Below are 13,028 nucleotides of genomic sequence, written 5' to 3'. Positions count from 1 at the left end.
CGCGGGAGGGGAGACTGTCAGCGCGGCGTGCCGCCGCGAGGGTAGCTTTCGTCGTCGAAACGATCGTTGGCTCATTTTTTGCTGTGGATTCCACTAAATTGCTGCCGCGCAGCCTGTTATGGCGCGCTTTCCTGCTGATCGCCACGCTGATGCTGGCGGCGGTGGCCGCCTGGCTCGCGATCTTCCGTCAGGCCGAGATCGAGCCGCGCGCCCACGTCTTGAGCCAGATGATCGTCAGCATCAGCAATCTGACGCGCACCGCCTTGCTCACCGCGCGACCGGAACGGCGCCTCGACCTGTTGGCCGAACTGTCCGACAGCGAAGGTGTGCACGTCTATCCGGCAGAAGCCGATGACCGCGTCACGCCACCGCCGCCCTCGCCGCTCACCCGTCATCTGGAGGCCGACCTGCGCGAGCGGCTCGGCCCGCAGACACGGCTTGCCTTCGAGCTCAATGGCGAGCCGGGGCTGTTCGTCAGCTTCCGCATCTTTCCCGGCGAGGAAGGCGAATTCTGGCTCGCACTGCCGCGCGAACGCCTCGAACGACGCTTTCCGCTGCAGTGGCTGGGCTGGGGCGCCCTGGTGCTGCTCCTCGCGCTGGCAGGCGCCTGGTTGATCGTGCTGCTGCTCACCCGTCCGCTCAAGGCACTGGAAAGCGCGGCGCACCAGCTCGGCCAGGGCAAAACACCCGCCAAGCTCCCCGAACGCGGCCCCGACGAGATCGTCGCCGTCACCCACGCCTTCAACCAGATGAGCGCGAACCTCGCCCGGCTCGAAGAGGATCGCCGCCTGCTGCTCGCCGGCATCTCGCACGACCTGCGCACCCCGCTTGCGCGTCTGCGTATGGAGATCGAACTCTCGGTCAGCGATTCGGAGGCGCGCGCCGGCATGGCGGCCGACATCGACGAAATGGATCGCACCATCGGCCAGTTCCTCGACTTCGCACGCCCACAGGCGCAGGTAAGTGCCGCAGCGGCGCCGACGAATCTCGCCGCATGGCTCGAAGAGATCGCCGCGCGCTATGGCGACAAGGTGAAGTGCCGTCCCGCCAGCGCCGAGTTTTCGCACCCGGTCGAGCGCGAGCCTCTGCGGCGGGCGATCGTCAATCTGATCGAAAATGCGCTGCGCCATGGCGGCGGCAGCGCACCGGTGGAATTGGCGCTCGAGCGGGAAGACGGCCGGCTCGTCATCGCCGTGCTCGACCGCGGACCCGGCATCGCTCCAGAGGACGCCGAGCGCCTGAAGCAGCCTTTCACGCGCGGCGAGGCGGCACGCACCAATGCGAGCGGCGCCGGTCTCGGCCTGGCGATCGTCGAGCGCATCGCGCGCGCCCATGGCGGGCATCTGGAACTCCTGCCACGCGAAGGCGGCGGGCTCGCGGCACGGATCGTGCTGCCCTTCAACCCAGATTGTCCATTAGACCAGGCTGATGCGCCATGAGCATGCGAAACGGTCATTTCATCGCCCTACACGGCGGGTTTCGGGCTGCGGGCGGCTTCTTCGCGCCCCCGCTCCTCGCCAATAGACACCGTTATTGGCTCGTCGCGGGGACGCAAACCTGCTCGCCCTCACCTTCGAAACCCGCTCGTGTTCCAATGGACAATCTGGGTTCAATTGAGCTTCTTTCCCTCGCCAATGCGTTCTAGGAAGGCACGCGCGGCCTCGTGCCCATGCGCGGCGGCCATGCGCAGCCATTTCATCGCCAGCTTCGGATTCTTCGTCCCGCCGGCGCCGCGATACCAGGCGCAGCCGAGCTCGTACTGGGCATTCGGTTCGCCGAGCAGCGCCGCACGGCGCAAATACTTCAGTGCACGTTTCGCGTCGCGGCGCACCCCTTGGCCATAAAGCAGCATGAAACCGAGGCTGTAGAGCGCATAGGCATCCTCGTGCTGCTCGACCGCCTGGGCGAACCAGCGATAGGCCTCGCGGTAATTCTGTACCACGCCCTCGCCGTGGTAATAAAGATCCGCGAGCGCCAGCTTGGCGTCGAACAAGGTCGCGGCGCGCCGGTACCAGGTCACCGCCTGCACGGCGTCGTTTGGGCCGCCGAGACCGTGACGCAGACATTCGGCCAGCATCCAGGCGGCGCGACGGTGGCCGAGCTCACCGGCCTTGCGGTAGCACTCGCGGGCACGCGCGGCATCGACGAGCGTGCCGCGGCCGTGGAAATGGCGCTCGCCCTCGTTGAACCAGTAACGTTCCAGCTCGTCCAGCGCCGGCTGCCAGCCTTGCTCGGCCGCTTCGCGCAATAGGGCCTCGCCGCGCTCGATGTCGGCCTGGCCACCGATCCCATACAGCAGACAACGCCCCAGCTCGGCCTTGCCATGCGCAAGACCTGCCGTGGCGGCTTCATGGTAATGGCGACGCGCCGCGACCGGATCGGCCGCCACGCCCTCGCCATGCTCGTGACATTCCCCGAGCCAGACGTGCGCGCTCGCCTCGCCGCCCGCCGCAGCCCGTCGGTACCAGGCGAGCGCCAGCGCCTTGTTTTCCTCGACGCCTTCGCCCCAACGGTAGCAATGGCCCAGCTTGAGCTGCGCGCGCGCATGGCCGCGGCTGGCCGCCTCGCGCCACCAATGCACGGCTTGCATCAAATCACGCTCGACCAGTCCGAGGCCGGCCGCATGGGCTTCGCCCAGCTCGAATTGCGCTTCACGGCTGCCGAGCGCGGCCGCCCGACGATACCAGGCCAGACCGGCGGCCGGGTCGGCGGGCAGGCCGAAGCCGAAGGTCGCGCATTGGCCGAGCAGGGTCATCGCTTCGACCACCCCCTGCCGTGCCGCGGCACGCAGCCAGCGCACCGCTTCAGGGTAATCGACCGCCACCCCTTCCCCCGCATACAAACACAGGCCAAGGCTGAACATCGCCGTCGGCACCCCCGTCTTGGCGGCTTCGCGCCACAGCCGTACGGCTTCGGCGCGGTCTTGGGCGATGCCACGACCGAAGAAGCAGCAGCGTGCAAGGAGATCGGACGCCTCGGCATGGCCTTGCCCACTGGCGCGGCGCAACCAAGCCACGGCCGCTGCGGGATCGACAGGAAGGTAATCGCCCGCATAGGACAATCTGCCCATCCAGTACTGCGCCTCGCGGTTGCCATGCTCTGCCGTTTCGCGCAGCAACGTCAAGCCGCGCTCGCGGTCAGCAGCCACGCCATGCCCGCGCAGCAGGCAGAGCGCGAACCAGGTCGCGCCGCGGCCATCCTGCTGCCGCGCAGCCCGTTCGAAGAGCGCCGCCGCCTCACGAAAATCGCGCGGCAGACCGATGCCCTGATAGAGCAGCCAGCCCAGCACCGCCTCGCCGGCCGGGCATTGTCGTTCCGCGCTGCGTGTCGCCCAGCGCACCGCATCCTGCGCCGATTGCGGCACCTCCTTGCCGACCGCGAAACGCCAGGCCAGTTCCGCTTGGGCGTGAGGATTGCCGCCCTGCGCCATGCGCTGCAACTCCGGCCACTCGACCTCCTGCCAGAAGGCATCGGCATGACCGAGGAGGTCGAGCCCTTCGGCAATGCCGCGCTCGACCAGGCTACCCTCGAGCGCCTCGCGAAACAGGCCGATCAGCGCAGGGGTTTCCAGCGGGACGAGGTTCATCGGCCAGGCAAGATCAGAGAACGGCAGCGGGCGAAAATGAGAAAAGCGACCAGAAACGACGGCTGTTCGAATTATCCCCAAAATTTGTGGATAACTTTGTGAATCGCTTGCGCATGATGTTGCTAAGTAGCCATCGGGAAAGGACTTTTGTTACTTCGGCGCAAAACTGACCAAAATAAATATCATTATTTATCAATGAGTTATACGGATATTGCGAGATTTTGGCGGCACTCCAGTCACATTTCGGCAAGATTCTCGGAGACGAAACACGATTGTGGATGAGGTAGCATTCGCCGAGTGCCTCCAGCCACCCTTTTAACCCCATTTTCGCACCAATTGAACGCAGAAATCCTCACCGTCAGCGAGCTCAACCGTGCCGCCCGTCAGCTGCTCGAACAGCACTTCCCACTGCTGTGGGTCAGCGGCGAGATTTCCAACCTGACGCGTGCCGCATCCGGGCACCTGTATTTTTCCCTGAAGGACGACCAAGCACAGGTGCGCTGCGTGATGTTCCGTTCGCGTGCCCAACTGTTGCCTTGGCGGCTCGAAAACGGCCAACAGGTCGAAGCGCAGACGCTCGTCACGCTTTATGAGGCACGTGGAGAATTCCAGCTCAACGTCGAAGCTCTGCGCCGCGCCGGCCTTGGCCGCCTCTACGAGCGCTTCCTGCAGCTGCGCGACAAGCTCGGCCGTGAAGGATTGCTCGATGCCGCCCGAAAGCGGCCGCTGCCGCGCTACCCATGCCGGGTCGGCATCGTCACCTCCGCCCAGGCCGCAGCACTGTCCGACGTGCTCGCCGCCTTCGCGCGGCGGGCGAAACATGTCGAGCTGATCGTCTATCCGACCCTGGTGCAAGGCACGGACGCCCCGGCCAGCCTGGTTGCCGCCCTGGCCAAGGCCTATGAGCGCGCCGAATGCGATCTGCTGCTGCTCGTGCGCGGCGGTGGCAGTCTCGAGGACCTCTGGGCCTTCAACGATGAGGCGGTGGCGCGGCAGATCGCCGCCGCGCCGATGCCCATCATCGCCGGCATCGGCCACGAAACCGACACGACGATCGCCGATCTCGTCGCCGACCAGCGGGCCGCAACCCCCACCGCCGCCGCAGAACTGGCCAGCGCCGGCTGGCATGCCGCGGCCAAGGAGCTCGCCACTCTCGCCACTACCTTGCAGCGCACGTTGCGAACGGCGCTGGAGGGCCGCATGCAGGCAGTCGACCGGTTGGCCCTGCGACTCATTCATCCCGCCCAGCGGCTCGCCGCCGGACGTCAACGGCTGGAATCGCTCGAACACCGTTTGCACGCGGCGATCGAGCGACGCCTGGCGCAACAGACCCGTCTCGGCCCGCTGGAACACCGTCTGCGTCGGGCCATCCACGACCGGCTGGCGCGTTGCCAACACAGCCTTTCCCGTTGTCGAGGCGCGCTGGTCGGTCTTTCACCGCTCGCCACGTTGGAACGCGGCTACAGCATCGTGCGCCAGGTCGATGGCACCATCGTGCGGGACGCCAGCCGTCTCGCAGCTGGAGAACGTATCGAGCTACAGTTTGCCCGCGGCAAGGCCTGCGGCCACATCGAGACGATCACCCCGGCCGGCGACTTGTAAAATCGTGTCCGAGCGCCATATAGTTTGCGAGCTTTCAACCCCAATAAACAGGAGAACGACATGGAACACACCCTTCCCCCCCTGCCCTATCCGAAAAACGCCCTGGCGCCGTACATGTCCGAGGAAACCTTCGACTACCACTACGGCAAGCATCATCAGGCTTACGTCACCAACCTGAACAACCTGATCAAGGGCACCGAATACGAAAACCTCGATCTCGAAGCGATCGTCAAGAAGGCGCCGGCCGGCGGCATCTACAACAATGCCGCACAAGTCTGGAACCACACCTTCTTCTGGAACTGCATGAAGCCGAACGGCGGTGGTGCGCCGAGCGGCGCCCTGGCTGACGCGATCAACAAGAAGTGGGGCTCGTTCGACGAGTTCAAGAAGGCCTTCCAGGCGTCCGCGGTCGGCAATTTCGGCTCGGGCTGGACCTGGCTGGTCAAAAAGGCCGATGGCTCGGTCGACATCGTCAACATGGGCGCTGCCGGCACTCCGCTGACCACGGGCGACAAGCCGCTGCTGTGCATCGACGTCTGGGAACACGCCTACTACATCGATTACCGCAACCTGCGCCCGAAGTTCGTCGAGACCTTCCTCAACCACTTGGTGAACTGGGAGTTCGCCGAAAAGAACTTCGCGTAATCCCACGCTACTTCGGGAAAACGGGCGCCGCGGCGCCCGTTTCGTTTTATGCATCCGGTCTCAGTCGCGGCCGGCAAGCCAAGGCGGGTAGTTCCGCGCCGCGCCCATCACGTGTCCCGCCCACCACAATGCCAGGAAGGTCTGCAGTTCGCTGCGGTCGAAATTCTCGGTAGTGGCGATTTCATCGGCCAGAAAGGCGAACTCCTCCTGCTCACTGCGCTGGTCGTCGAGTTCGGGATAACCGCAATCGGCGAGTAGCGCTTCCTCGGCGGCGAAATGTTCCCGCGCCTTGTCCATCAACTCCGCGAACAACTGATCGAAACGCTCTTGCGCCGCCTCCTCAGCCAATGAGTCGGCCATGGCGTTGCACAACGCGAAAAAGTGCTTGTGCTGCGCATCGAGCACTTCATGCCCGACACTGAAACGCTCGTCCCAGTTCAATCGGTTGGTCATCGCTCAAAAGCCTAGAGATTCGACGACGGCCACCAGATCGGCGAAGCTGGCGGCCTCGAGCTTCTGTTTCAATACCGCCTTGTCGAGATCGGGATGATCGAACTTGGTCAGCTCGACCTCGAAGGGCAGTTCGCGGATTTCCTGCGGCGACATGAAGCCGATGTTGCAGATGTGTGCGATGCACTGGCGTTCCGCTTCGGTGAGTTCCAGTCCATGGCTGCGCAGGATTTCGAGATAGCGCTCGGCGGTGCGGTTGAGCCTTCCGGAGATCTCCAGCGTGTTTTTCAGGCCATCGGTGAGGATCGCCAGCGGCGGGCCGAAGAACACCGGCGTCTTGCCGACATGGCGGGTCTTTTCCTCGCGCGTCAGCGCCGGGGGGACCCACGTCGGGTCACCCCGGACGGGCGGGGGCTGGTCGTTTTCGATCGATTCCGCCATCAGTGCGCAACCGGATGCACCAGCTCGTGCTTCATGCCCTGCATGCCCTTCGGCGTCTGCGGGGGCGGCTCGGGCTGCAGTTGCGCGAAGCCGCGGTTGCGTTCGCCTTGCTGGACGTTGTGCGGATTGTGGCATTCGGTGCACAGGAACCAGCGCTTCTTACCGTCGCTGGCCCACTCGCCGATGCGCTTGCCATGGATGCCGTCGCGCCAGTCGCGCAGCTTGTCACCATGACACTTGCCGCACAGCAGCTGCGACTGGTCGAAATCGATCGGATCGCCGAAGTTGTCGACCAGCTTGTTGCGCTGGGTGGTGTGATGGCAATCGAGACACCAGATGCGCCCGCGGCCATGCTGGAACTCCTTGAGCTCCGGCAACAGGCCTTCCATGGTCGGGATCGGCGTCGGCTTCTTGTCTTTCGGCAGCGTCGGCGGCGTGAACTGTGGGCCCACACCATTGTGACAGGCCGTTGCGCACATCGGCAAGATGGCCAGCTTCTGCGAGCGCGGTTTGACGAGAGCATGGCCCTCGGGAATGTTTTCGAGGCCGGGCATCTTGCCCATCGGCACGGTGCCGTCGAACGGATCGCCGTACCAGAGCGCGGCGCCAGTGGTCGGCGAGCACTTGACATTAGGCCAGCCAGGACTGATCTCCCTTTGGGTCACTTCCGAAGCCCCCTTGCGGCTCTCGAAGCAAACGACCTCTTGCGGTGCCGCAGACTCGGCCGGCTTGCCTTCAGAGGGTGCAGCCTGTTGCGCCTGGGCGGCTGGTTCCTGCGCCGGCGCGCCGGATTTTTCAGCGGCGGACACCGCAAACAGCACGCCGCCGCTCGCGGCGAGGATCAGAGCGGTTATCGCGAGTTTCTTCATGGTGTCAACCTCACTTCGCTGCGGCCGCTTGTGCGCCATAGCCTGCAGTGGCCGGCTTGCCGCCATATTTGACTTCGCCCAGCAGGATGCCGATGGCGCCCTTGAGCAGGATGGTCAGGATGAAGAAGCCGAAGGCCCAGATACCCAACGTCATCAGCCACTCGACGAAGGTCGGGTAATACTCGGTCACCTCGCCGATCGGGGTGGGAATGAAACCGGGAACGATCAGGCCCATGCCCTTTTCGATCCAGATGCCGGCAAACGACATCACGCAGGGAATGACCAGCAGCTTGAAGTCGTTGCGGAAGCGCGGGATCAGGAACAGGATGAAGGCGCCCACCATCAGCACGACCGAAGACCAGAACCACGGCACCAGGCGGGTCAGTCCATGCAGGCCGAACATCAGGTAGTAAAGGCCATTGGCGTGCTCGGTGCGGGCATACAGCTCGACGACGACTTCCGACAGGGTGAGGAAGATCGCGATACCGAGACACCAGGTGACGATGGTGGTCAGCAGCTTGATCACGCTGTCATCGATCCAGAACCGGGTGTTGTTGCGGATGATCAGGAAGGCCAGGATGATCAGTGCCGGACCCGCGGCAAACGCGGTGGTGATGAAGCGGATCGGCATCATGCTGTGATGCCACATCGGACGCGCCGGCATCGTCGAGATCAGGAAGGCCGTCACGGTGTGGATCGACAATGCCCAGACGATCGCGACCCACACCACCGGCAGGAACCACTTGTAGTTGATCGGGTTGCCGGTGTATTTGCACCACAGGTAGTAGAAGCCGCAGACGAAGTTGAGGAACAGATAGCCGGTGAGCACCATCACGTCCCAACCGAGCATCGAGGAAAAGCTGTAGATACCCCAGGGCGGGATCATGTGCCAGAGGCGGTCGGGCCGCCCCATGTGGGCAAACACGAACATCATCACCATGATCACTGCGGTTATTGCCAGCATCTCGCCCAGCACCGCCACTTTGTGCATCCCCTCGTGATGATAGCCGTAGGCCGGAAAGACGATGGTCACCGCCCCCGCCGCGACGCCGACGAGGAACACCAGATTGGCAAAGTAGAGTCCCTCGTGGATCTGGCTGGTCATGCCGGTGACGATCAGGCCATCGGTGTTCTGCAGGTAGAACACATAGAGCATGCCGAGGATGAATACCCCCAAGATGCCCATCCATGTGTAGAACTTGCTGCCCCCCTTGAGGACATAGCGCACGTAGTCGGAAATGAAACGGATCAGCACGGCCGCCTCCTCAATCGTAGAAATAGAAGAACTTCGGGAAGGTATTGAGCTCGGCCTTGAGACGGAAGACATTCTTCCGCGCCAGGATCAGGCTCACCTCGCTGTTTGGATCGAGCAGGTTGCCGAACTTGCGGGCACCGACCGGGCAAGCCTCGACGCAGGCCGGATAGCGCCCATGACGAGTGCGTTGCAGACACCAGTGACACTTCTCGACCACACCACGCATCCGGGGCCGGTTACCGAGATAGTGTGTCACCGGATTCATCTCTTCTTTCGGCAGCACGGGGTTGGTGACATTGAGACGACGTGCCCAGTAAGGGCAGGCGCCCATGCACATGCGGCAGCCGATGCACCAGTTGTAGTCGATCACCACCACGCCGTCCGGCTCGCGATAGGTGGTACGCACCGGACACACCTTCACGCAAGGCGGCTTCTCGCACTGCATGCAGGCGATCGGCATGTAGGTGGCATCTTTCTCGGGTACGAGGTCCGGTGTGTAGTGATACTGGCCTTCGAGCACCTGGCCGACCGGTGTATAGGCATTGCCGCCAACCTGGATGCCCAGACCCTCCGGATAGCCGTGATTCATCTTCTCGGCTTCGAACTTACCGCGTTCCATGCGCAGCACCTGGATCCACTCGATCTTTTCACCAGGACGGTTCCTGCCGCGCGACTGGTTGTTCTCGGCGACACAGGCATGCACGCAGCGCCGGCAACCGATGCACTTGCGGATGTTGAGCGCATAACCCATCAGCACGCCGGGTTGCGCCTCGGTGGTATCGACGGTGACCTTCTTGCCGTATTCCTCGGAATAGCGCCGTTCGAGCCGTGCGCGTGCCTCGGCCTTTTCCTCCGGCGTCATCAGGCGATAATTTTTCTGGAAGTGCTCGGCCCATTCGATCGCCGCCTGCGCATCATCGGATTCGGTCATCAATGCCGCCGTGCCCATCAGCGAGGACAGGCTCAACATTCCGCCGCTCTTCAAGAAATCACGACGCGAGGTTTTCAGGGCAACACGGGATGGATCGGCGGGCGCCGGTTGCCGCGGAACTTGTGTATCCTGCCGCTCGGCACCCGCCTGCGAATTCATGTCTTCTGTCACAGTCATCCTCCGGTAATTAGGAACCGTCTGGCGTGATGGCCACCGCCAAAACATAAAGCGGGCCATCATAAGTATTTGTTGATACTCTGCTTTGACTCAGATCAAATCAAGGCGAATCGAAGACCTTGCAACTGTTACAAATTTTTCGTTGCATTTCCTTGCGAAAGCGCGCATAGTCCGATCCAGCGATTTTCAAGTAGTGTCGTCGTTGTCTGGTTTTGTACGCGCACCCCGGTTCCCGGGTTGCTGTCCTTCCCCTGCACCACCCGCTGTCTTGAGTTTCGCCCCAGTATGGGGGCAACCCCAATTTTTGTTTTTTCAGGATATTCAAGACATGGCAACAGGTACAGTGAAGTGGTTCAACGATTCCAAAGGCTTCGGTTTCATCACGCCGGAAGCTGGCGGTGACGATCTTTTCGCCCATTTTTCCGCAATCCAGACCAGCGGCTTCAAGACGCTGCGCGAAGGTCAGCGCGTCAATTTCGACGTCACGAGCGGCCCCAAGGGTCAGCAGGCATCGAACATTCGGCCGATCGACTGAGCCACAGACGCCCCGCCCGTCCAAACGACCGGCGGGTAGTCTGACGGAGCCCGGGCCCGCCCGGGCTTTTTCGTTTACCTCACGGAGGCTCTCAGATGGCCAAAGAAGAACTCATCGAAATGAACGGCGTGGTGATGGAAGTGCTGCCCGATTCGCGCTACCGCGTCACCCTCGACAACGGTCACGACCTGGTGGCCTACAGTGCCGGGAAAATGCGCAAGCACCATATCCGCATCCTCGCGGGAGACAAGGTGTCCCTGGAACTGTCGCCTTATGATCTCAGCAAGGGGCGCATCACCTTCCGCCATCTCGAAGCGCGCAACACTCCCGCCGCGTCCCCCCGTCGCAAGTATTGACGGGCAAGCGCCAGCAATTGCTGCTCTCAGCCGCCGATGCCGAGCCAGAAACCGCTCTTGCGATCAAGAAAATCCGCGTAGCTCAGATAATGTGAGCCATCGCAGGAAAAGGTCAGACTCACCATGCCGTTGAAGATGTTGATCGACGCCGAGCGCAGGTAAATGGTGCGATCGGCCAGGCGCAACTCGCGCATGCCGGCAAGGATCGGCCGGATGGCATCGCGCGGCATCAATGCATCGTCCGGCCACGGCCGACGCGGATAGAGCAGGCAGACATCCGGATCGGCGAGCGCCTCGTCGTCGATCAGACGATAGCGGTAGGGATCGTCGAGAAACCAGGCGGTGACCCGGCTACTGGAAAAATGGATCACTGCCTGAAACAGGCCCCGGTCGGTGATCAACTCTTCGAGGATCGTCAGCGCCTGATCGATGTGGCGATCCATCGGACTGTCGATACGTTCCTGCAGGAACACGGTGCCGCGGATCGACGGGTCACCCTTGATCTGACGCCAGGCACGCGATTCCTCGTGCAGGGCGGTGGCCGTCGGTAGATGGCGCACATCGAAGTCGGCGCCCAGATAACCGAGCAACCGGTCACCCTGGCGAACCACATGCAGCGCGGTGATCGAAGGCCGCCCCGACTGACTGACATAGGCATCGGAGAGCAGGAAACCCCAGGGCGGCATCGGTTCGCGCATGTAGGAACGGTGGGAGCGGTCGCGCCCGAAATGGACGGTCGACAGGCGGTCCGCACCGACGTTGTCGCAAATCTGTACGCCCTTGGGATCGAGACAGTAGAGATACTTGACGTGCGGCACCTCGCCGAAATGCTCGCGCAGCAAGGCATCGAGCTTTTCCCGATCTCCCCAGAGCGGCGGGCACAGGGAAGCGAGCCGCGCCATCGGCGCATGCAGCTGTGCGGCGAGCGCAGCGCGCTGCCGTTCGATCGAGGCTTTCCAGTTTTCGGCCACAGGTATCCCTAAAGTCGTGTTCAGCGCCCCAGCACTTTCCCGAGCGCGGCAGCGAAAGTGGCCACCGTGCGATCGACGGCGTACAGCTTGTCCAGACCGAACAGGCCGATGCGGAAGGTGCGGAAATCGGCGGGCTCGTCGCATTGCAACGGCACCCCCGCCGCCGTCTGCACGCCCTGGGCAATGAATTTTTTGCCTGACTGGATGTCCGGATCGTCGGTGTAGCAGACGACGACCCCCGGCGCTTCGTAACCCGGCGCGGCAACGCTTTTGAAACCGGCATCGGCGAGCACCCTGCGCACCTTGCTGCCCAGTTCGATCTGTGCCGCCCGAAGCCGTTCGAAACCGTACTGCTCGGCCTCGCACATCACATCGCGCAGGGCGACGAGCGCATCGGTCGGCGGCGTCGCATGGTAGGCATGCCCGCCCTTCTCATAAGCCTGCATGATCTGCAACCATTTCTTGAGATCCAGCGCAAAGCTGGTGCTGGTCGTTGCCTCGATGCGTGCCAGCGCCGTCGCGCCCAGACAGACCAGCCCCGCGCATGGCGGCCCGCTCCAGCCCTTCTGCGGCGCCGTGACGAGGATGTCGACGCCGAGCCCGGCCATGTCCACCCACAGTGCCCCCGAGGCGACGCAGTCGAGCACGAACAAGCCCCCCTGCGCATGCACGGCATTGGCGACAGCGCGCAGGTAATCGTCCGGCAGCAGCATGCCGGAAGAAGTCTCGACATGCGGTGCGAAAACGAGGTCGGGCTTTTCCGCCTCGATCGCTGCCACTACCTCATCGATCGGAGCAGGCACGAAAGGGGATTGCGATGCTGCGGTGATGCGACGCGCCTTGAGGACCGTCGTGGAGGCAGGAATCGCGCCCATTTCGAAGATCTGACTCCAGCGGTAGCTGAACCAGCCATTGCGGATGACCAGGCACTTTTTGCCCGTGGCGAACTGCCGCGCCACGGCTTCCATGCCGAAAGTACCGCTGCCCGGCACGACGATGGCTGCTTCGGCGTGATAGACCGTCTTGAGGATTCGGGAGATGTCGCGCATCGCCGCCTGGAATTTCACCGACATGTGATTCAGCGCGCGGTCGGTATAGACGACCGAGTATTCGAGCAGTCCGTCGGGATCGACGTTGGGCAGCAAGCCGGGCATGCGAATCTCCTTGTGCGTTGACGAGCATCCAGATTAACGTGAAATACAAAGCAAAG

At 63.1% G+C, this 13,028-nt stretch carries 13 protein-coding genes; 5 read left to right on the top strand and 8 right to left on the bottom strand.

Annotated elements, in window-relative coordinates; genetic code table 11:
• Positions 1–83 precede the first annotated feature (83 nt).
• Positions 84–1,439, top strand: a complete 1,356-nt coding sequence (locus M52SOB_RS04500) for an ATP-binding protein (protein ID WP_284155201.1) — start codon at positions 84–86, stop codon at positions 1,437–1,439.
• Positions 1,440–1,609: 170 nt separating this feature from the next.
• On the opposite strand, the gene M52SOB_RS04495 is transcribed toward M52SOB_RS04500, so the two are convergent.
• On the bottom strand, positions 1,610–3,586 hold the full coding sequence (locus M52SOB_RS04495; RefSeq protein WP_131110764.1) for a tetratricopeptide repeat protein: 1,977 nt from the start codon (positions 3,584–3,586) through the stop codon (positions 1,610–1,612).
• A gap of 336 nt (positions 3,587–3,922) precedes the next feature.
• On the opposite strand from M52SOB_RS04495, the gene xseA reads away from it, so the two are divergent.
• A complete protein-coding gene (gene xseA, locus M52SOB_RS04490) occupies positions 3,923–5,188 on the top strand; it encodes an exodeoxyribonuclease VII large subunit (RefSeq protein WP_131110763.1) in 1,266 nt (421 codons plus the stop codon).
• 60 nt (positions 5,189–5,248) lie between these two features.
• Positions 5,249–5,833 (top strand): superoxide dismutase, encoded by a 585-nt coding sequence (locus M52SOB_RS04485; RefSeq protein ID WP_131110762.1) that lies wholly within the window; start codon positions 5,249–5,251, stop codon positions 5,831–5,833.
• Between the two features lie 60 nt (positions 5,834–5,893).
• On the opposite strand, the gene M52SOB_RS04480 is transcribed toward M52SOB_RS04485, so the two are convergent.
• From M52SOB_RS04480 to M52SOB_RS04460, 5 genes are read right to left on the bottom strand one after another with little or no spacing between them, the layout of a single operon-like run.
• Complete coding sequence (locus M52SOB_RS04480; protein WP_131110761.1) at positions 5,894–6,286, bottom strand: bacteriohemerythrin; 393 nt, start codon at positions 6,284–6,286, stop codon at positions 5,894–5,896.
• Positions 6,287–6,289: 3 nt separating this feature from the next.
• Complete coding sequence (locus M52SOB_RS04475) at positions 6,290–6,724, bottom strand: hypothetical protein (protein WP_131110760.1); 435 nt, start codon at positions 6,722–6,724, stop codon at positions 6,290–6,292.
• The gene (locus M52SOB_RS04470) at positions 6,724–7,593 is read right to left on the bottom strand and encodes a hypothetical protein (RefSeq protein ID WP_131110759.1); all 870 of its coding nucleotides are present in this window, start codon (positions 7,591–7,593) and stop codon (positions 6,724–6,726) included. The genes M52SOB_RS04475 and M52SOB_RS04470 overlap by 1 nt, the downstream gene beginning before the upstream one ends.
• Before the next feature lie 10 nt (positions 7,594–7,603).
• The gene (gene dsrP / locus M52SOB_RS04465) at positions 7,604–8,848 is read right to left on the bottom strand and encodes a sulfate reduction electron transfer complex DsrMKJOP subunit DsrP (RefSeq protein ID WP_172601743.1); all 1,245 of its coding nucleotides are present in this window, start codon (positions 8,846–8,848) and stop codon (positions 7,604–7,606) included.
• Positions 8,849–8,858: 10 nt separating this feature from the next.
• Positions 8,859–9,956 (bottom strand): 4Fe-4S dicluster domain-containing protein, encoded by a 1,098-nt coding sequence (locus M52SOB_RS04460; protein WP_284155200.1) that lies wholly within the window; start codon positions 9,954–9,956, stop codon positions 8,859–8,861.
• Between the two features lie 328 nt (positions 9,957–10,284).
• Here M52SOB_RS04460 and M52SOB_RS04455 point away from each other — a divergent pair, with 328 nt between their 5' ends.
• Together M52SOB_RS04455 and infA are read left to right on the top strand one after the other, a co-directional pair.
• Complete coding sequence (locus tag M52SOB_RS04455; protein ID WP_131110757.1) at positions 10,285–10,491, top strand: cold-shock protein; 207 nt, start codon at positions 10,285–10,287, stop codon at positions 10,489–10,491.
• A gap of 95 nt (positions 10,492–10,586) precedes the next feature.
• On the top strand, positions 10,587–10,847 hold the full coding sequence (infA, locus tag M52SOB_RS04450; protein WP_131110756.1) for a translation initiation factor IF-1: 261 nt from the start codon (positions 10,587–10,589) through the stop codon (positions 10,845–10,847).
• A 26-nt stretch (positions 10,848–10,873) separates the two neighbouring features.
• On the opposite strand, the gene M52SOB_RS04445 is transcribed toward infA, so the two are convergent.
• Both M52SOB_RS04445 and M52SOB_RS04440 read right to left on the bottom strand, forming a co-directional pair.
• Positions 10,874–11,818 carry a PDC sensor domain-containing protein gene (locus M52SOB_RS04445; protein WP_131110755.1) on the bottom strand — a complete coding sequence of 315 codons (945 nt, stop codon included), beginning with the start codon at positions 11,816–11,818 and terminating at the stop codon, positions 10,874–10,876.
• A gap of 20 nt (positions 11,819–11,838) precedes the next feature.
• The gene (locus tag M52SOB_RS04440) at positions 11,839–12,972 is read right to left on the bottom strand and encodes an aminotransferase class V-fold PLP-dependent enzyme (RefSeq protein WP_131110754.1); all 1,134 of its coding nucleotides are present in this window, start codon (positions 12,970–12,972) and stop codon (positions 11,839–11,841) included.
• Between the last annotated feature and the right edge of the window lie 56 nt (positions 12,973–13,028).

The sequence above is a fragment of the Sulfuricystis thermophila genome, from assembly GCF_004323595.1.
Classification (GTDB): Bacteria; Pseudomonadota; Gammaproteobacteria; order Burkholderiales; family Rhodocyclaceae; genus Sulfuricystis; species Sulfuricystis thermophila.
Note: the sequence above shows the minus strand (reverse complement) of the source record. Positions and strands in the feature narration are given on the sequence as shown.